The sequence below is a fragment of the Mesomycoplasma ovipneumoniae genome (assembly GCF_038095975.1).
GTDB lineage: Bacteria > Bacillota_I > Bacilli_A > Mycoplasmatales > Metamycoplasmataceae > Mesomycoplasma > Mesomycoplasma ovipneumoniae_C.
The window spans coordinates 404350-426964 of the sequence record NZ_CP146003.1; the positions used below are offsets into that span (position 1 = coordinate 404350).

Annotated in this window: 9 protein-coding genes and 1 pseudogene; 4 read left to right on the forward strand and 6 right to left on the reverse strand. The window is 27.8% G+C overall.

The genetic code is table 4. The features are described 5' to 3' along the window. Positions 1-302 precede the first annotated feature (302 nt). The 4 genes from V3255_RS01475 to V3255_RS01490 all read left to right on the forward strand — a co-directional run bounded on the left by V3255_RS01475 (position 303) and on the right by V3255_RS01490 (position 9960). A complete protein-coding gene (locus V3255_RS01475; protein ID WP_341516290.1) occupies positions 303-6260 on the forward strand; it encodes an SGNH/GDSL hydrolase family protein in 5958 nt (1985 codons plus the stop codon). Positions 6261-6756: 496 nt separating this feature from the next. Next, on the forward strand, positions 6757-7275 hold the full coding sequence (locus V3255_RS01480; RefSeq protein WP_341516291.1) for a hypothetical protein: 519 nt from the start codon (positions 6757-6759) through the stop codon (positions 7273-7275). Between the two features lie 79 nt (positions 7276-7354). Next, positions 7355-8779 carry an HsdM family class I SAM-dependent methyltransferase gene (locus V3255_RS01485; RefSeq protein ID WP_341516292.1) on the forward strand — a complete coding sequence of 475 codons (1425 nt, stop codon included), beginning with the start codon at positions 7355-7357 and terminating at the stop codon, positions 8777-8779. A gap of 77 nt (positions 8780-8856) precedes the next feature. Continuing rightward, positions 8857-9960: a restriction endonuclease subunit S gene (locus V3255_RS01490; RefSeq protein ID WP_341490846.1), complete on the forward strand. Its 1104-nt coding sequence runs from the start codon at positions 8857-8859 to the stop codon at positions 9958-9960. A 339-nt stretch (positions 9961-10299) separates the two neighbouring features. Here the strand turns inward: V3255_RS01490 and V3255_RS01495 are convergent, their stop codons facing one another. From V3255_RS01495 to V3255_RS01515, 6 genes and pseudogenes are all read right to left on the reverse strand, one after another. Beyond that, a complete protein-coding gene (locus V3255_RS01495) occupies positions 10300-11745 on the reverse strand; it encodes an LlaJI family restriction endonuclease (RefSeq protein ID WP_337898778.1) in 1446 nt (481 codons plus the stop codon). 14 nt (positions 11746-11759) lie between these two features. Next, positions 11760-12263, reverse strand: coding sequence for a hypothetical protein (locus tag V3255_RS01500; RefSeq protein WP_337898777.1), 504 nt, complete (start codon positions 12261-12263; stop codon positions 11760-11762). Beyond that, positions 12217-13227 (reverse strand): hypothetical protein, encoded by a 1011-nt coding sequence (locus tag V3255_RS01505; protein WP_337902940.1) that lies wholly within the window; start codon positions 13225-13227, stop codon positions 12217-12219. Before V3255_RS01505 ends, V3255_RS01500 begins: the two co-directional genes overlap by 47 nt. A gap of 152 nt (positions 13228-13379) precedes the next feature. Then, positions 13380-13574, reverse strand: a pseudogene (locus V3255_RS03980) (IS256 family transposase); the annotation flags it as partial. Positions 13575-14088: 514 nt separating this feature from the next. Continuing rightward, positions 14089-18087, reverse strand: coding sequence for a ZmpA/ZmpB/ZmpC family metallo-endopeptidase (locus tag V3255_RS01510; protein WP_341516293.1), 3999 nt, complete (start codon positions 18085-18087; stop codon positions 14089-14091). 279 nt (positions 18088-18366) lie between these two features. Then, entirely contained in the window at positions 18367-22311 is a 3945-nt protein-coding gene (locus V3255_RS01515) for a ZmpA/ZmpB/ZmpC family metallo-endopeptidase (RefSeq protein WP_333503908.1), read from the reverse strand. Positions 22312-22615 lie beyond the last annotated feature (304 nt).

A 22615-nucleotide genomic window follows, 5' to 3' on the forward strand; every position in this document is an offset into this window, starting at 1 on the left:
AAAAATAAAAACAAAAAAATAAATTAAAATTAAAAAATTAACTCGACAAATTGACCATATATATAAATATTAAATTATATATATAGTTAAAATCTCGACTTAAATTTTTAAGACTCATGCTCGAATTAGCCCTAAAAAAACTTTTTAAATTAGTAAATTTTTAAAAATTGTTTTTTTATTTAAAAATGTAGTATAATTTAATTTTTATTTTATTTTTCTAGTTTGCTCCTTATCTAATTGGACCAATCTAATCCATTTGTATTAAAAAAATCTGCAATAACAAAAAGAAGCGGGGTAAAATAATGAAAAAAAATATCTCCAAACCTGATTTTTCTAAAGCATTCAAAATATTTTTAAGTTTTGGTACTTTATCTTTGGCCGTCTCTGGAATTACTTTGATTGGTATAAAAAATCGCGATAAAACCGAGCATTTTAATATACCAATAACCCATTCAACCCAGGAAACTGAAAAACTTTTAGACCAAATTAACTATTTATCAATTGGTGATTCAATTTCTGCTGGTTTTAATTGAGATTATTCTATCGATCTCCGCGGAAAAATTGATCAAAACAACAAAATTAACGGACTCTCATATCCAGCTTTTTTTGCTAGTTTTATTCAAAAAATAAAACCAAATGCACTTAAATCCTTTGATAATTTAGCCCTTTCCTGAACTACAATTAGCGATTGACTTTATTTGCTTAATCCCGAAAATCCAGCCTATAAACATTCTGATAAGACCCATTTTAATTTTAATTACCATTTAGACCAAAAATTAGACTCACCATATGGACAGCAAATTCGTGACGTTTTTGGCGATTTTAATTCAAATAGCTACCCAAAACTATATCAAAAAATTCAAAAATCTAATTTGCTAACACTTTCATTAGGTGCAAATGATTTAATTGAAGCTATTGATTTTCGCACAATCGCTAAGCCGATGCAAAAACTTGCTACAAAAGCTGAGGCAAATTTTGAATTTGCCCAAAACATTGAAATTGCAAGTCAAAGAATTTACAGAAACTTACAGTTACTAATCCAAAGTTTGCGAAGAATCAATCCTGATTTACAAATAGTTTTAGTTGGCTATAACTCTTTGTCTTCAAAAATTATTAAATTCTTTGAAAAAATGCTCACAAACGAAATTGGCGTTCCGGAAAATTATGCCGATTTAGTGATACAGCGTTTGAATTCAACAATCAAAAAAGCCGCAAAAAGCCAAAAAGTAAACTATGTTGATCTATATAATGAATCAATTTGGCAAGAAAAAACCTCTGAATTTAGTGCAAATGACTTAGATATCCACCCATCAACTAAGGGTTATAAAAAAATGGCTCAAGATCTGCTGTTCAAATTAGCTTTTGAACAAGACTTAGAGTTCAAAAAAGATGCAAATACTAAATTAAACTGAGACGAAAATTATGTCCAAAAAGACATTAATTCTTACCGTCGAATTCTAAATTTAGGTCAAAATTCAGAAATTTTGAAGGCTTTAACAGTTGACAATTCACCTGAAAAATTTATTTCAGAAAATTCTGAAATTGAAGAGCTAACCACTCAAAATATTAAAAAAGCAACACAATCACCGATAGAAAATTTTCTAAACGTAATACTAAACAATAATTTTGGCGCATTTTTAAACCGTTTTGTCCAGTTAGCTGTTCAAAATAATTCAAGTGTGCAAAAAATTTTGACTGATTTTTGACAGGAAAACCAAAATTCAGGCGCTTCTTTTTCCGAAATTTTGCAAAAAATTTACTCAAGTGGCTTTTTTAGCAAAATTATCAACCGTTTCCAGGATTATGTTGAAGATGTAACTAATAATAAAAATTGAGAAAAAGCAACAATTTCTGGCCTTGTTAATTATATTTTTGCTGATTTTGACGAAAAACAAATAATTGACGTTTTAAATACCGTTGTAACTTCTGAATTTGCAGATAAAAATCCTGAAAAAATTAAAGAATTAATTTTTTCATCCATTTTTGGCCAAACAATAATCCAAGATTTGCTAATAAATAATATTATCAAAATCGACCTTAAAAATAAAGAAGATTTAAAAGTTGTCTTTACTTTTGACTCAATAAGAAAATTATTTTCTAAAATAATTACTGACTACCATCTTCGCTCAAGCGAATATAAAAATTCACAGAATTTTCACGAAATAATTCGAACTTATTTAGAAAATCCTGATAATGACAGCGATAATGTTGTTTTTATTCGCAATTTTATCTCTGAGACACTAAAACATCATGAATCTGTTAAATTATTAGTATCGATTATTAACGATAATTTTGAGTTTAACTTGAATGAGGAAGACCAGAGTGCGCTTGTTAATCTTTTAGTTTCAATTGCCGATGTTGTTGTTCGTACTAATGTTTGGGCTAAACTAAATGATCAAGCAGCCAAAAATTTCTTAGATGTCATTAAAAAAATCAATACTACTGATATTTCTGAAAATATTGCCTCAATTTTTTCAGAGCAAATTTATACAAATTACTCATCTTTTTTTAAGGATTCAAAAAATTTATTTGATTTATTCCACGAACTTCTAAGTTTTGATTTGAGCCAAAACCAAATTGACGCCCTAAAAAAATTACTTAATAAATTCTACCCAATTTTAACAAAATTTGACCTAACTAATTTTATTGATGAGTCAACCCCTAATTTTGCTAGTTTTTCATTCTTTTTTGATTCAGCTAAAGATTTTTTGGCTTCAAATTCATTTAAACCACTAGCTGACATTGTAAATCAAGCCATTGATGATTTTTTAGTAAATAAAAACAAATACCAACAAATTGACAACTTAAATCGTTTTGGCTTTCAGTTTTTAGCTAATAATTTGCCAAAACTTGAGGAAAATGTCTACGAATTTATCGCCAGAAATGTAGAAAAACCGGAATTTTTAACTAATCTTACTAGTTTAATTTCAAATTCATTAAGCTCATCAGGCTTAACTGAAAAATCAATTAAGACTTTTACAACAATAATTGAGCTGATTTTCCAAGATTTTCGTCTTAAATATCTAGCTTGAAAAGAAGACAGAGAAGCTCCAACTGATAATTTAATTTTTGGATTTGTAAAAGCTGCCTTACAAAATTTCGAAGCTTTTTATAAAGAAAATTCTGAAGAGCATAATTCAGCAAAATTGCTTTTAGAAGAAGCTAAGAAAAAACAAGATGCACTAGAAATTGAAAAATATTCTCGTGAAATTTCTTTAACTGATGAGCAATTATCCTTTCAAAATTTTTCATCTTACTTTTTAAATAAATTTTTTAGTCAAGATACAATTTATACACTTTTAAAAAATCTAGCAAGTCTTGATTTTAAAACTAAAATTTCAAATGAAGATTTAGTTTTATTTTTCAAAAACCTTTTTGGACAGTCATTTTTACAAAACCAACTTCTTGGTAAATTAAATCAAAATAGTTTTTTTAGCAATCCTAAAATCCAAGAATCACTTTTAAAGATTTTAACAAACTTTTTTGAATCAAAACAAGTTGAACAGTTACTTTCAAAACTTATTGAGTATTTTTTTGACAAAAAACAATTTGAATCACATCCAAACTTTAATTCACTAGTTGAAAATTTTCTCAAACAAAACACTAAACTAATTGAGCAAGTTTTTACTCTTTTTTTAGGAGATTCTTCAACTTGAGATTCAATTTCTGAATTTTTAAGAATAATTTTGGATGAATATAACTTAAATTTAACTGATAATTCAGTCAATACAATTTTGGCTTTAGTTCGCGATATTTTCTCAAAATTAAAAGACTCAACTTTAGATTTTGAAGAGCAGCCAAAAGCTTATTCACCACTAACAATAAAAGCACTAATTTCAATTATACTTGATGCAATTTCAGGTAATTCTACTCCTAAAAAACCAGTTCTTGAGACTTTATTTGACAGTTTTAGCGTTGATATTGCTAATTTTTATTATTCTCAAGAGGCAGCAACTACCGATAATCCAGACAAAATTTCCCAAGATAGTATTGCTACTTTAATTTCCGAGGTTGTTAGAAGTAAGCCTATTTCTGAACAGATTCGGGCAGGCCTGGCAAATATTCCAAAAGAATATCTTGACAGTGTTATGCCAATTTTTGATTGATTTTTAGAATCACCGGCACTAAAAGATCTGTTTAAATCATATTTTAAAATAGTTGCAAAAACACAAATTAAACAGCCACTGAATAACCTTTCATTAATTAAGACACTATTTGAAAAGCAATATTTTAACAAAATTATTGGTGAATTTATTGTTAAATTAGATGAAAAAGACAACAAGTTAACTGATAATTTTTCAACACTAGTTGGAAAAATGTTTGATACTCAATTTAACAAGACTGAATTTCAACCATTTTTTAAACTAATAAAAGCAATAATAAAAAATAATCTTGACAATTTTTACAAAGAAGAAGTTGACCCAACAGGAATTTTTCCAGACGAAGCTTCCACTGTTAATGTAAGTCAAGATTTTTCCCAAGTATTAGTGAGTGCTCAACCTTTTAGTGATACTGACCAAATCCAAAGCTCTTCATCATCTGAAACTCCTCAAGAAACAACCTCACCGCAAATTCCGGCAAATTATTCTGAAAAAAATGCCTTATTAACAAAATTTATTTCAATTTTGAGCAAATTAACAAGCGGTGAGGTTGCTTTTTCAAATCTTAAAACACTTTTAGAAGCCGAAATTGGAAATGAAGAATTTATTATTGACCTTATAAAACAAGTTGCATCGGTTTATAACCAATTTTCCGAAAGTGAAAGAAACAATCTTTGAGATATCATCGTTAAAATTTTTAACTCATCATTTTTCAAAGACAAAATTGATTTGTTAAGTATTGGCGATGTGTCTAGTTTTTCGCTCTTTAGTGGTTTATCTGCAGACAAAAAGAAAAAAATTGAGCCATTACTTAAAAACTTACTCATAAAATTTTTACCTGAGTCAATGAATAAAGTTTTAATTTTTCGTCTTTTAGATTATATGAATAAAAATTCTGCTTTATTCAAAGATGTAAAAACATTTTCTGGACTTTTAACTACATTTTTAAGTGATGAAACCAACAAAAACGTCCCTAATAGCAGCGCAAATTCTCAAAATCAAACAAATTCGGCATTTTTAAAATCATATCTATGATCTGTGGTTGACTTTTTAATAAAAGATGCTGAATTTGCTAATTTAGCGGCCGACATAATTGCTGTATATTTAAAATTAAATTTAGATAATAATCAAAATCTTAACAAGGCTAAAATAGAAAACCCAAGAGCAATAATAACTAAATTTCTCGATGATTTTATAAATTTAGGACTAGAAAACCCATTACTTTCAGGAATTTTAGATCAAATTGTACAATCAATCAAAACCTTAAATCCTGATCAACAAAGTGCAAGCTTTTTTAGCGCTATTTTTAGCAAATTAGATTTAGCAAAATTAATTAATCTTGATTTAGTTGTTAAAATTGAACCAAAAATTAGTGAAAATGATTCAACAGACCAAACCCGAAGCGATCGAAAAGATTTAATTGATGAAACAAAATTAACAATAAAAACCCCAACTAATCAAAAAATTTCAACTAAATCAATTGCTGACTTTTTTGATTTAATATTTTTAGCTTCACCAGATTGAGATAATACAAAGCAAAATGATGCTTCGCCAATTTTAAAAGAATTAAATCATATAAAATACACCGGAATTCAATTTGAATCAATTTTTAAATCAGGTCAAAAAGACCCTCAACTTGAGGCAATTTCAAAATTATTCCATAGAATTTGGCATTCTGAAAACAAAGGATCTAATCAAATTTCCATTAGCAATTTTAAAAACTCATCAAAAGGAAGACTGCTTTATAGATTAGTTTTAATCCTTCTTTTTTATACATACGAATCAAGAATTTCTAACGCTAGTTATTTCATTCGAACTTGAGGGTTTTACGGTGGCGCTTTGTCTTCTTATACTGCATCTGAAATAATACGTGCTTCATTGCAAAACGGAGAGCAATCAAATAAAAATAATACTAATAATAAAAATTATAAAACCTTTATTGACAATGTAATAGGCAATCCTGTAAAATATAAAGGTTGGATAAACACCTATTATACATCTTCTGATGTTAAATTAAGTGACATGATCACAATGATTTATTACAATAAAGAAAGAAATCGTTTTTATAATGACACAAAACAACCTAAATTAAAAGACCAAATTTTACAGCAAATTCATGATGGAACTTATCCTGATAAACATGATAATCCGACTAGATAGTAAATGATTACAAAATTTGAATCAATATTAATATTTTTTAGTGCTAATTAATTTTATACTCTTTTTATAATAGAGTTTTACTTGTATATTTAATCATAGAAATCTTCTAGAGGTGTTTAGAAGTTTTTTCATTTTCTAATAATAAATATTAGAAAATAAGTACAAATTTCACTAGTTTTTGACCGTACAAGTTTAAATTATTAACTAAAGTTTTTTTTCTTAGATGGCAAAAAATTTTTATTTCATGTTAAAAATTTTTTTAAAAAAGGAAAAATTTTAGGAAAATTTAGCCATTTTTCCACTATAATTTATCTTTAATAAAAATAAATTTAAATCAAAGGAATGAATCATCAGATTTAAAGATTGATTAAAACTAAAAAATAGCGCATTTAAAAGTCTAAATTAGTGTACTAACTTAACCTCAAAGCGAATCTCAGTGTCAAAACTAATTTTATTTTTCTAATTTAAAAAAACTTCAAAAAAAGGAGAACAAATAATGAAATCTAATATTTCAGAAGCTACAATTGCTGGAAGTTTCAATTCTGAACTTAATAATATGGGTCTTGATTTTTGATTGGAAAATGAATGGTTAAATGAAGATATTAATTCTGCGCTTGAGGAATATTTATCCAAAAATGGAAAAAATGGCGGAAATCGCCCTGATTGCAAAATGCTTTTAGCGGACGAACTAGGTAATAGTTATCCTATTTTGATCGAATATAAAGTTGGTTTTAAAAAAATGGTAGAACTAGATTCAAATGGATATCCTGACCTTACGCAATGAAATAACGTTAAAAATTATGCTGTAAATGGAGCTATTCATTATGCTACAGCAATAAGGCAAGCAACTTATTATACCGATATTATTGTAATCGGTGCCGTTGGTGAGAAAAATACAAATGGTAAACTTGAACGCAAAGTTCAGGTTTGATGAGTTTCAAATAATAATTATGGCAAAGGACAATTAATAGGCGAATATAGCGATTTTAGTTTTTTAGACAAAAAACACCTTTAATGAATTTATTAAAGAAGCAAAAAGATCATTTTTAAGTGAAGAGGAAAAAGATAAATTAAGGCAAAGATCAGAAGACGAAATGATAGGTGCACTTAAAAAACTTAATAATGATATTTACAAAAATGAAAATAATATCGAACCTGATACAAAACTATATTTAATTGTAGCTAGTATAATTGCAAGTTTAGGAATTCCTTATAAAGTTGCCCCACTTAATAAATCCGAACTTAAATCATCAAAAGAAAAACGTAACCGCGATGGTGACAAAATTTTGAATAAAATTTCTAATTTTTTAGAAAGCAAAGAAATTCCCGATAAAAAACAAGAAACATTAATTGAGATTTTATCACCAATCCTGAAAGACGAAAGGCTAAATGCCCCTGAAAACGGTGAGTCAAGAATCAAAAGAATTTTTGGAAAAGTTGTTGATGATATTGGATATTTTTTCAAAAACGGTTTAGAAATTGACTTTGCCGGAAAACTTTTTAACGAAATGTATTCTTGACTTGGTTATAGCGAGGACAAAGATAATGATGTTGTTTTAACACCACCATATGTCGCAAAATTGCTTGCAAAATTAGCGCGAATTAACCAAGATTCATATGTTTGAGATTTTGCTACCGGATCAGGAGGGCTTTTAGTTGCGGCGATGAATGAAATGATTGCCGATGCAGAAGCAAAATTAAAATCACCAAAGAAATTAGAAGCAAAAAAAATCAAAATTAAAACAGAGCAATTATTGGGGATCGAAATTTTGCCAAAAATCCATATGCTTGCAATATTAAATATGATACTTATGGGTGATGGTTCCACCAATTTATTACATAAAGATTCGTTAAGAGAATTTGATAATAAGGAAAAATTTCCAGCAAATGCTTTTGTTTTAAATCCCCCTTATTCTGCACCTGGAAATGGTATGGTTTTTGTTGAAAAAGCCCTTTCAATGATGACAAATGGTTATGCTGCTATCATTATTCAATCTTCGGCAGGTTCTGGTAAAGCGAAAGATTTTAATAAAAAAATTCTTAAAAACAATACGCTACTGGCAAGTATTAAAATGCCGCTTGATTTATTTTTAGGTAAATCAAGTGTGCAGACACATATTTATGTATTTCAAGTAGGACAAAGTCATAATAAAGAGTTACCAGTTAAGTTTATTGATTTTAGCAATGACGGATATAAAAGAACAAATAGAAAAAAAGCAGCGATTAATTTAGTTGATAGTGATAATGCGACTGAACGTTATCAAGAAGTCGTTGATTTAGTTCATATCGGGAAGCATAAACTCAATTTATTAGATGCAAACAGTTATTTTGAAGATGTGATTGATCCTTTAAACGGCGGTGACTGGAATAAGACAAGGAAAATTGATTTAAAACCAGAAATCAGTGATTTTAAAAATTCAATTGCTGATTTTCTAGCTTGAGAAGTTAGTCAAATTATAAAAGATACCGAAATTGGAGCTAAAAAACAAGACCAAATAAAAAAGTATATGCCCCACTAATTGAAAAATTACAAGCAGTTCAGTGGGGAGAATTTAGAATTAAAGATATTTTTGATGTTTCAAGCTCAAATAAAGTCATTCATGCTAATAAGGTTAAAATCTATGATACACAGATTCCAAACACTTATCCTTATGTTGTAAGACAAAGTAAAAATAACGGAATTAAAGGATATATTCACGAAAATTTAAAATTCTTAAATCCTGCAAACACGATTAGTTTTGCGCAAGATACTTTTCTTAGTTTTTTTCAAAAACAAAAATATTTCACCGGCAACAATGTTAAAGTTTTAAAATACAAAGGAAAAAATACAATTAAACAAAAATCATTAATGTTTATCTCAATTGCGATTCAAAAAGCCATCGCAGAATTAAGTTGGGGAATAAATTCCTCAAAAGAAAGTATTTTAGAAACTAAATTCCTTCTGCCAATTGATCATCAAAACCAAATTAATTTTGATTTTATAGAAAAATTTATCAAAGAACTTGAATCTGCCCACTTAGCAGATCTTGAAGCTACTCACTTAGCAGAACTTGAAGCCTATTTAATCGCAACAGGATTTACTCAGAATAATTTTAATTACAAACAAGACACACACAAAGAGAGAGAGAGAGAGAGAGCCGCTTTTCAAGCGGAAATAGAGAATTTATACCTAAATACAATCTGGAAAGAATTTAGAATTAAAGACATTTTTGAACAAATAAAAACAAAAAATGTTATCACAAATGGCCCTGGTGATTTACCGGCAACAACTGCAATTTCGACAAATAATCAACTAGGAAGATATATTAGCCCTAAAGGTGCAACTATTTTGCAAAATGTATTTTCAGCAACTGCAAATGGAAATGGAAAGGTATTTTTCCAACCAAAACCCTTTACAATATTACAAGATTCTTATGCTTTTAAATTTAAATATGAAATAAATAATAAAAAGCAATTTTACCTGTTTTTTCTTGGAAGTTTAAATAAGGTTTTTCAGAAATATTCCTGGGATAATAAATCCACCTGAAAAAGAGTTAGCGAGGAATTAATAACTCTTCCAGTCGACAGCCAAAACGAAATTGATTTTTACTTCATAGAGAAATTTACATTTCTCATTATGAAAATAATTCTTAATGAGATAATTGATCATTATAATAAAAAGGTTAAAAATATTTTAACTTGCATTGCAAATCTAAAATAAATCACTTTTAGTTTAATACTTCTAATTGTTCATTAAATAATGATTGGCATAACAATAAAAGACTTCAAAGTTGTTTATCATATAAAAGACCAAGTTTTTATATGAGGTAAATTATTTGCCCAAATCTTTTAAAATGAGCGAGCTAGAAAAAATTAACAAAAGTGGTGTAATCAAAATCATAGGTAAAAAACTAATTGTTTGAGATTTTTCTACTAATTTAATTCTGGTCAAGCAATTATTTTTACCTTATTTTGTGTTCACTTAAATTTACAATCAAGCAAAATGCAAGCAAAAGTGCTTGCATAACACATTTAAATTTTACAGTTTGCTAACATATTTTTATAGATTTAGAAGATTAAAATCCATTTTTCTTTCTGTCAGATATAGATCATAAGCCATTACTGCAGGAATAAATCTTACTTGAACATTTTGTAGGCCAATATTTTCCATCATTTCAAGTTTTACTTCACCTTTATTTTCGATAGAATCATTTTCTGAAGGTAGAAGAAAACAATTCTTAACTGCTGAAAACTCATGATCATTTATAAATTTTTGATAAGCTAATTGATATAAATATTGTTTTGTAATTGATTCTATTCCTGGCTGTCGGCTTGGTGTAATTCCGTATTCCAAATGTGCGTTATAATACTTTGCGTCAAATATAATAAATTCATAATTACCATCATTTTGAAAGATGGATACTAAATCTGGTATTAAAGTATTTTTCGCCTCTTTGCCTGTAATAGTCCATAAAGGCTTTTCAATTAAATCTATTAATTTTTTCTTTTTATCATAACCATCTTTTAAAAGCACTGGAAGATTCAAAGCACCCAAACTATTTTCCAATTGATTGTTCATAATGTCTGCACAAATCTTTTCCCAAACCAAATTAAAATTATTAGTTCCAAACAAAGTTAAGCAATCAATATCATCAAGACTGCCTTTTTTGTCTATATAAGAATATATGGTCATTAAAAGTAATTGTTTTCTCGTGTTATACTGCAGACCTAGTTCTTTTTCAATTCTATATAAAATATAATCTTCATCGCCAAAATCATCTAATTTCTCATCAGATAAATCTACTTCTGTGATTTCAAATAAATCAAGAAGAGTGGCTTTCTTTAACTCTTTAGAAATCTTTGTTAGTATGCATTGATGAAGCCGAGTAAAATAATCAAAGTCATTGGCAACTCTTTTACGAGTGTGTAATTCCATATAATATGGTTTTTCATTTGATAAAATTGCAAATGATTCATTTATAGTTTTATCCCATAAAATTTCTCCTGTTCCATTGAATTCAACAATTTCTTCTGTACTGTTGTAAATTCCATTTTCATAATAATCATTTAATAAAAACAAGATTACTGCCAAAAGATTAAATGAACTACTTTCACTGCTATCATTAAACGTTTTTATAATCTGTTGCGAAGAATTGTATTTTTCAAGAACTTTTATTATTTGTTTTAACTCATTAGTAGGATTCTTATTGCTTAATAGATACTTTGGATAACACTTAAGCACTCTACCTGCTATAACAATAACTCCAACAAAAGTAAATACATAAAAATATTCATTATTGCCCACTTCAACATTAGATATCTCTATATCTTCATCTAGTAGTTCATTCATGTTCTTTTGTTTATCAGAAGCTTTTACCGCTTTTAAGACACCATATTCTTTTAATTTTCTAATCAATATAAGAGCTTCATCTTCATTGCATTTCAAAATGCTATAAAGTTCCTTTTGAGTATAACGTATTTGTTCCCTTACAAATTCGGAGATCATAGAAAAAGCCTCCCCTAATTATCTGAGTTGTCATTTTTAGGCCCGACATCTTCAATATCGCAACTTGATACAATATCACGGTTGAATATTTCAACACCTTTTTGTTCAAATTCTTTGCAAATTTGAGAATATCTCGTGCTATCTTTAGAGCACCCTTGAAATAGTTTTGATCGTTTTTGTTTGGCCGCATCCTCAAATAAGTACATAATCACTTTATTTTTAAATGCACTAATAAATTTTTCTCTATTAATTTCATCTCCTTGCTCAGGAATTATAATATCTTTAGAAAGAAAATATGGTCCTAATTGTTTATCTTCGTTTATTTTACAATCAGCAAGGAATTTATTAATAGCTTTTCTCAATTTGTTCCATTCAACTTTTTGTGTCTTATTATCAGAAAGCATAACATATTTTCCATGTAGAGCATGATCATTGTCATCAATTCCTAGATATGTGAAATCCCATCTTCTTTTAAATGCAGTATCCATTGGAAATACACCTTGATCAGCAGTGTTCATAGTAGCCCCATATAAACATATTATTTGGTATCTTTATAGACTCAAGTTTTGATTCTTGCACTCCTAGTTGTTCTGATAAATATCTTCTCATGTCATTAGTGGTTGCAATTTTATATTCACTTACACCATCACTATCTCTATCCAATAGTTGAAAAATATCGCCAAATACTGCAGCAACATTTGCTCGATTAATTTCTTCTATTAACAATACAAAAGGTCTAGGATTATCGGTCATTGCATTTTTTAAGGCTTTAACAAGAACTCTCATAAATGGACCAGGAACGTATTGGTATGAAATATCTTTTTTTCTAGATTCTGGTTTATATAAGTTTACATATTGTCTAATAGCTTTTCCAGTACCTCGTCCTACAGTATTATCAACGGCAGGAGTACCATCTTGTTTTCTGGTAGTAAATTCTCCATCTGTGTATAACCCTAACAATACCGGTAATCTAGTAAGTTGGCGACCCTTAAATTTATCATACAATAAATCATACTTTTCTTGAGCTGACTTAGTTCTGTCTGTTAATACAGAAAGAATATATTTATCAGTAACTGTAAGATTTTCGAAAGAATCATCAACCATTACAGGCTTATATGTGCCAACAAAGTTTGCATATAAATAGTCTGGATGAAAAGTCACTCTCTCATATTGATCTTCATTATTTTCTCCTAAAAGCTGTTGCAAGTCATTATTTAGAGTATAACTTTTACCTGTACCCGGTGCGCCAAAGATAATACGATTTCTAGGAATTAAACTATTATATGAAGTGCAAAACACATCTTCCATATCTTTTTTGTTTTCTTTATCTTGGCTCTGTTTATCCATTTCTAAAGATATGTCTTCGTTTGAATGGGTTGCTTCCAACATATCATTCTCTATATATTCTACAAATTCGTCTTTTGTGAATTTTCTATTTCCTAATTTGTATTCTTTCTTCTTTTTATCATATAAAATATTCATATAATATCTCCAATTACAATTTTTGCATTGCATTTTCGACAATATTCTTTCTACAAACAGAATACAGTCCAATGTTAGCCATAAAATAACCTAATGAGGGAGTGTTCATAATTTTGTGTTTTAGATTTATTATGGATTTTTCAAATAGAAATCTAATCTAATTTTACATTATTTAATCGATTAGGGAAAATAATTTCTAACTGTTTTTTAATTATGACTCAATTTCTTACCTGCCTTTTTCATTTTATAGATGCGTTTTGGAGCGTTAAATAAGTTATTCCCGGATTTACGGGTATTTTTGATGTAAAAACCTTAATTTTGATTATTTTAAATTTAATCCTTTGCAAAAAAAAAAAAAAATGTTTGGTCAAAAATAAAATTGTGTTATAATAAATTTCACTAAGAATGAATTAATAAATATTGATATTGAATTAAGGAGGACTTGATTATGTTTTTGTCATAAAAAAATCTGAAAATGTGACTTTTCCATTGTATTTTCAAATATGATGGTATGCCTTAAATTTAACCGTTTAGAAATCTATAAATTTAGGGCTTTTGTTTATTGTTCTTTCAAAACTTCATATGTTTTTTTAGGCTCGCTGCAAATAAAAACGAGTTTTCTATTTGCATTGAGTTTAAATAGTAGTTGTATTTTTTGATGGTTTTTCCCTCTGTTTTAAACTAAAAAAAGCAGTGTTTAAAAATTTCATAATTTTGCTTTTTAAGTTAAAAAAGCACGAAAAATCAGAGACTTTTTTAAAATTATCTCATCAAACTGTGAAACTCGGGACTAATTTATTAAAAATATTTTAATTTGCATTGCAAATTTAAAATAAATCACTTTTACTTTAATATTTCTAATTATTCATTAAATATTGATTGACGATACTCATCAGTTTGCTTATACATTTCAACATGAATATCAACTCTTATTGTATTTATTCGATCAAAATTATCAATAAAAACTGTTTTTAAGTCGTCAAAAGATTTTATTTCGTACTTTTTACTATTAAAATCAAAACTAAATGGCTTTAATTTATTGAGTTTATCCTTTCTTTGTTTATACATATCTTTTTTAAAATCACTAAATGATTTGTATTTATCACCAAAAATCATTTTTAAAACATGAGAATCACTACCTTTGACAACTCCTTCTGGCACATCAGTTTGTTTATTTGATTTGGCAGAAATATAAGGAATCATCCCGCCATAATAACCTTTTTCGGCAAGAAGTTCAAAAGCAACCCTTCTAAAATTGAGTCCACCTGAAACACCTTCTGTATTTTCAAGTATTCCAAAATATGGTCTAAAGAAATTTACTGTATAGTAATCATTATGTCCAAATGATGTAACCCAGTCTCCTCCAACATTCGCACCAACTATATTTTTGTCAACTAAATCTTCAATTGAATTTATCGAATTAAATTCAGAACTTCCAACTCTAGATAAAATATCATTTTTTGTAAAACCGTCACCTCCGAGTTCGATTTTTCTATAATCACTAGTGTCTGATGGCTTTTTTGCAATTATTGCCTCAGCTTCTGATAAATCTAAAAGATAAATTATGTCAAAAAGATTTTTATAGTATTTTTCCAAATCAGCTAAATTACTAAATCTTTCTGGACTGGAATTACGGACTAGTTGCTGACCACCTTCGTATTTTTCGATAAAATTAAAGGCTAAATCTCCAGGTTCGTCACTGTAAGGTGCCTGAAACATTCCTCGCGCAAAGGATTCAGCCCGATGACCAAATCGTTTTCCATATCCGTCAAGCAAAATATCATTATCAAAAGTATGAGTACTTTCATGTGAAAATATCGATTTTGCGTATTTTGTTAATATTTTTGTGCCATCAAAATACATAAGTTTTTTATTTTCACCCGGAACAAAAGCAGCATAATTCTTATCTCTTAATGATAATCAATGACCAACAGGCAAAGAATAAGCTTTAACGCCAGGTTCATTTTTTGGACCAAAAGTATCATAAACATCAACTATATGATTTTGCATAGTTTTTTTTGATTTTTCATTTAAAATTCGGTATAAAACATCATAGTAACCTTGAGCCGCCTCAGCAAATTCTCTGATTTGTGGTTTTAATGATTCACTTGAAGAAAAATATTTGGAAAATAATCCCGAAATATTGCTATTTGTTGTAAAAATGAATCAAAGAGTATTTTGGTCTTTTACAGTCAAAAGTGGCAAAAGTTTATTAGCTTGTTCTTCTTGTTTGAATCTTTCGATCATTGGCTTATTTACTGATGTATCGGATTTACTTTCGACTTTTGTAATATAAGCTTTTGTCAGTGAATCAAAATATTTGTCAGGTGTTTGGTCTTTTTGCTTAAATAAATTATAGTTATATTCAATAAAATCGCCAACTGATTTTGGTTTTAAATATTTTGAAAAAGCATCATGATAAGCATTTGCAGTTTTGTTAGCTTTTAGATTAATAAAGTCCAATTTTCCAATGTCTTTTAACAAAGATAGACTATCATTTGATTTTCCGTAAATTCCTAGTGAGAACAATAATTTATCTTTAAAATCCGAAATTGAGTATCAACGGTACAAATAATTTAAACCAATATAGATAGAATTTTTCTCTTTTTCTAAATCTTTTTTATAAAATTCAGTAAATTTAGTATCATCTAGATCAAAAATATCAATATTATTTGAGATTGAATCAATTATGTTTCCAAGATCTTTTTTAACTTCAGTCTCGTGTTGGTCAATAAAAAGCTGTTCTTTTATCGGACTGTTGTCAACAAAATTATTTTGAGTATCAAAAATTGAATTATCAGATAAATCAGTATTTTTTAAAAGATTTATTAAACCAGAAACTAATTGATTTTTCTTCTCAGATATCAAAATATTTGGATGAACAATAAATTCAATCCCGTTATTTTTAAAAGAAAAGTCAATGATTCCGCTATCATTTTGCTTAAAACTGTCTATTTTGTAATCTTCTATTTGGCCATCACCAAAATAAATTCTTAGTTTGTTTATTTTTTCTTTTTCACGGGCAAGATTTTTTACTAAATTTTGATTTTCATAAAATTCAAAACCAAGTAATTTTTTACTGTAAAGGTTAGAGTTTTTACCCACTTTATGTGCATAAGTCATAATTGTATAACGATCATAAAATGGCAGAAGTTTTGCAAAATTTGCATAAGCAATACTAAAATCAGACTGATATCCTTTTAAATAGGAAAAATTTAAAGTTTTTAGCTTAATATTTTCATTATTTAAATTTTTCCATTTTTTTGCTATCTCATTAAAAGTATTTTCATCAATTATTTTGAGTCAATCAAAACTTTCATTATCAGAATTGTTAGCAAAGTTTATATTTTTAAACGACTTTTCATAGTCAAAAAAACTTGATTTATAAAAGTTACCAAAAATCGGCTTTGCATTAAAAAAATTTATCTTTGCATAAATATTTTCAACTCTTCCAGTATCAGGAGAGTCTTGGGTTCCGTTTGTGGAAACCAAACCAATTAGTCCTCCAGAATTAGCAAATTCATCAGGCCCATTATTTAAAACATTTCCTTCAATTACAATGTTTTTTAATGACGAATTTTGACCTAGCTCACCAACAATTCCGCCGATTTTATCAGAATTTATTAATTTAGAGGTGATGTTTATATTTGCATAAGAATTCTCAATTGAACTTCCTCTTGTTATTATTCCGCTAAGACCGCCTGCGGATTGGGAAGAATAAATATTTCCATGAAAACTTGAGTTTTTAATAATAGAATTATTATCGAGCACGCCGATAATTCCGCCTACGATTTTTGGACCTTTAACATCGCCAAAAAGATGAACGTTATTAACCGTTGAACCCGATGAAGAATTTGCAATTGCCCCAACTGCAAATTGTGAATTATTTATTGACTTGACTTTGAGATTTTTAAAATTAATATTTTGGATTGTTGCATTATTTAAATTGTCAAAAAGCGGTTTTTCTAAATCATAAATAGTAAAATTTTTGCCTTCAATACTTTCTAGACTTCCAGAAAAATAAACATTTTCTAAATATGATGTAGAATTGCGGCCTATTTCTGTGCTTTCTGCAGAAATATCATTTGCTAATTTAAAATTTCCCGAGGGATTTGCGCGAATTTGACTAATTAATTGTTCAAAAGTTGTGATTGCACCTAATTCATTTTTGGTTTTAGGAATATAAATATCAAAAGTAGAACTAACAGTACCATTATTTAAAATATTTATGAAATTTTGGCTAAATTCACCAATAAATTTATAATAGTCGCCTTCATTTTCAACAGCTTTTACATTCAATCAGACATTTTTTTGCAAATCTTCTGAATCTAATTTGATTTTATAGTTTTTTAAATCAGAGTCTAATTCACCAACTGAAAGTAGCTTTACATATTTGCCTTGACTGTTAAAATGATATAAATTTGCAGAATTTATATTTTTAAATTCAATTTTTGAACCAGTTATTTTTAAAGAAACACTATCAATTTCAGCTTGCTTGTTTTCTAAAAAGGTTTTATCCTCAAAAATAGAAGAAACATTAATATTTTGTTCTGTGTTTTCTAGATTTGAATTATTTTCTTGCCTTGGAATAATTGGTTCTTGATTATCCGTGTCTTTTTTAGGATCATTTTTAGGATCTTCACTCTTAGAAGTATCTTTTTTAGTTTCATTTTTAGGATCTTTTTTAGCTTCATCACCCTTAGAAGTATCAATCTTAGGATCATTTTTAGCTTCGTCAATCTTAGAAGTATTAGGTTTTTTATCCACTTCGCTTTTACAAGCCGTGATAATTACTATTGATGATAATGATAGGAAAACTAAACTAGAACTAACCTTCTTTAGTAAAATAAATTGCTTCATAATTTTCCCCAAAAAATCTAAATAATTATAAATAATTGTAGCATAGATATATAGGAATTGTGCAAATATGGAAATTTTGATGTATTTGAATTTGTTTTAACTGTAAATTTTTATTCTTAAATTTGTCACACCTTTTTTCGAATAAGTCTGAAATTAGTGTACTAACTTAGCCTAAAACCAGACACTTTTTAAGATTATCTAATCAAACTGGGAAACTCCGAAAAAGCATTTATTCACTAATTTATTTAAAATAAATCACTTTTAGTTTAACACTTCTAATTATTCATCAAATATTGAGTTGCGGTACTCATTAGTTTGCTTATACATTTCAACATGAATAATAACTCTTATTGTATTTATTAACTCAGAATTTTCAATAAAAACTTTTTTTAAGTCTTCAAAAGATTTTATTTCGTACTTTTTACTACTAAAATCAAAACTAAATGGCTTTAATTTATTGAGTTTATCTTTTCTTTGTTTATACATATCTTTTTTAAAATCACTAAAAGATTTGTATTTATCGCCGAAAATCATTTTTAAAACGTGAGTATCACTACCTTTGACAAGTCCTTCTGGCACATTAGTTTGTTTATTTGATTTGGCAGAAATATATAGAATCATTCCACCATAATAACCTTTTTCGGCAAGAAGTTCAAAAGCAACCCTTCTAAAATTGAGACCACCAGAGACTCCTTCTTTATTTTCAAGTATTCCAAAATATGGTCTAAAGAAATTTACTGTATAGTAATTATTATGTCCAAATGATGTTCCTTTCCCACCAACGCCCTCGCCAACAATATTTTTGTCAACTAAGTCATCAATTGAATTTATCGAATTTAATTCAGAACTTCCAACTCTAGATAAAGTATCATTTTTTGCAAAACCGCCACTTCCAAGTTGGATTTTTCTATAATCACTAGTGCTTGACTTTTTGGCAATTATTGCCTCAGCTTGTGCTAAGTCTAAAACATAAATTAAATCAAACAAATTTTTATAGTATTTTTCCAAATCAGCTAAATTACTAAATCTTTCTGGACTTGAATTACGGACTAGTTGCCCTTCGTATTTTTCAATAAAATTAAAGGCTAAATCTCCATTATTACCGTTAAAAGGCGCCTGAAACATTCCTTTGGCAAAAGATTCAGCACGATGACCAAATCTTTTTCCATACCCATCGAGCAAAATATCGTTATCAAAAGTATGAGTACTTTCGTGTGAAAATACCGATTTTGCGTTTTTTGTTAATATTTTTGTGCCATCAAAATACATAAGTTTTTTATTTCCTTCAGGAACAAAAGCGGCATAATTCTTATTTCCTAATGATAATCAATGATCAAGAGGTAAAGAATAAGCTTTCACACCAGGGTCATTTTTTGAAGCAAAACTATCATAAACATCAACTATATAATTTTCCATAGTTTTTTTCGATTTTTCATTTAAAATTCGGTATAAAACATCATAGTAACCCTGAGCTGACTGGGCAAATTCATTGACTTGCGTCTTTAATACTTCGTTTGAATAACCATATTTGGAAAATAATCCTGAAATATTGCTATTTGTTGTAAAAATAAATCAAAGAGCATTTTCGTTTTTTACAGTTAAAAGTGGTAAAAGTTTATTAGCTTGATCTTCTTGTTTAAATCTTTCAATCATTGGCTTATTTACTGATGTATTTGATTTGCTCTCAACTTTTGTTATATATGCACTTGTCAGTGATTCAAAATATTTGTCGGGTGTTTGGTCTTTTTCCTTAAATAAATTATAGTTATATTCAATAAAATCGGCAACTGATTTTGGTTTTAAATATTTTGAAAAAGCATCATGATAACCATTTGCAGTTTTATTAGCTTTTAGATTAATAAAGTCCAATTTCCCGATGTCTTTTAACAAAGATAGACTATCGTTTGATTTTCCATAAATTCCTAAAGAGTACAATAATTTATCTTTAATATCCGAAATTGAGTATCAACGGTACAAATAATTTAGACCAATATAAATAGAATTTTTTTCTTTTTCTAAATCTTTTTTATAAAATTCAGTAAATTTAGTGTCATTTAGATCAAAAATATCAATATTATTTGAGATTGAATCAATTATGCCTTCCAAATCTTTTTTAACTTCAGTCTCATTTTGGTCAATAAAAAGTTGTTCTTTTATCGGACTGCTATCAACAAAATTATTTTGAGTATCAAAAATTGAATTATCAGATAAATCAGTATTTTTTAAAAGACTTATTAAACCAGAAACTAATTGATTTTTCTTATCAGATATCAAAATATTTGGATGAACAATCAATTTAACACTGTTATCTTCAAAAGAAAAGTCAATGATTCCGTCAGTGTTTTGGCTAAAACTGTCTATTTTGTAATCTTCTTTTTGGCCATCGCCAAAATAAACTCTTAGTTTGTTTACTTTTGATTTTTCATGGGAAAGATTTTTAACTAAATTTTCATTTTCATAAAATTCAAATCCAAGCAAATTTTTACTGTAAAGGTTAGAATTTTTAGCCACTTTATGTGCATAATTCATAATTGTATAACGATCATAAAATGGCAAAAGTTTTGCAAAATTTGCATAAGCATTGCTAAAATCAGGCTGATATCCTTTTAAATAGGAAAAATTTAAAGTTTTTAACTTAATATTTTCATTATTTAAATTTTTCCATTTTTTTGCTTTTTCATCAAAAGTATTTTCATCAATTATTTTGAGTCAATCAAAACTTTCATTATCAGCATTATTAACAAAGTTTATATTTTTAAACGACTTTTCATAGTCAAAAAAACTTGACTTATGAAAGTTACCAAAAATTGGCTTTGCATTAAAAAAATTTATCTTTGCATAAATATTTTCAACCTTTCCAGTATCAGGAGAGTCTTGAGTTCCGTTTGTGGACGCCAAACCAATTAATCCGCCAGAATTAGCAAATTCATCAAGGCCACTATTTAAAACATTTCCTTCAATTACAATGTTTTTTAATGATGAATTTTCACCTAATTCAGCAACAATTCCGCCAATTTTATCAGAATTTATTAATTTAGAGGTGATGTTTATATTTCCATAAGAATTCTCGATTAAACTTCCTCTTGTTATTATTCCACTAAGACCGCCGGCAGATTGGTAAGAATAAATATTTCCATGAAAACTTGAGTTTTTAATAATAGAATTATTATCTAGCACACCGACAATTCCGCCTACTATTTTTGGTCCTTTAACATCGCCAAAAAGATGAACGTTATTAACCGTTGAACCCGATGAAGAATTTGCAATTGCCCCAACTGCAAATTGGGAATTATTTATTGACTTAACTTTGAGATCTTTAAAATTAATATTTTGGATTGTGGCATTATTTAAATTGTCAAAAAGTGGCTTTTCTAAATCGTAAATAGTAAAATTTTTGCCTTCAATACTTTCTAGACTTCCAGAAAAATAAACATTTTCTAAATATGATGTAGAATTGTGGCCTATTTCTGTGCTTTCTGCAGAAATATCATTTGCTAATTTAAAATGTCCAGAGGGATTTGCACGAATTTTACTAATTAATTGTTCAAAAGTCGTGATTGCACCTAATTGATTTTTAGTTTTAGGAATGTAAATATCAAAAGTAGAACTAACAGTACCGTTATTTAAAATATTTATGAAATTTTGGCTAAATTCACCAACAAATTTGTAATAATCGCCTTCATTTTCAACAGCTTTTACACTCAATCAGACATTTTTTTGCAAATCTTCTGAATCTAATTTGATTTTATAGTTTGTTAAATCAGAATCTAAATTATCAACTGAAAGTAGTTTTACATATTTACCTTGACTGTTAAAATGGTATAAATTTGCAGAATTTATATTTTTAAATTCAATTTTTGATCCACTTATTTTTAAAGAAACACTATCAATTTCAGCTTGCTTGTTTTCTAAAAAGGTTCTATCCTCAAAAATTGAAGAAACATTAATAATTTGTTCTGTGTTTTCTAGATTTGAATTATTTTCTTGCCCTGGAATAACTTGTTCTTGATTATCGGCGTCAATTTTACCTTCATTTTTAGGATCTTTTTTAGAATCTTCACTCTTAGAAGTATCAATCTTAGGATCATTTTTAGTTTCATCAATCTTAGAAGTAGTAGGTTTTTTATCAACTTCACTTTTACAAGCCGCGATAATAACTATTGGTGATAATGATAGGAAAACTAAACTAGAACTAACTTTCTTTACTAAAATAAATTGTTTCATAATTTTCCCCCAAAAAATCTAAATAATTATAATAATTTTAACATAGAAATATAAGAATTGCACAAATATGAAATGTTTAAAAAAATCCTTATTTTTTCAGCTATTTTTGCATTATAAGCTCTTAGTTTTCAACTGTAAATTTTTATTGTTTCATTTTGTCACACCTTTTTTAAAGCGGCAAAAATTAATATGCTAATTTAAACGTTATTTCCTGTTTTTTGTAGAAAACAAGCGATTTTTTGATTTTTTTCGGCTAGAATGAAAAAAATTTTAGAAATGCTTGCAAAAAAAAAAAAAAAAGTAG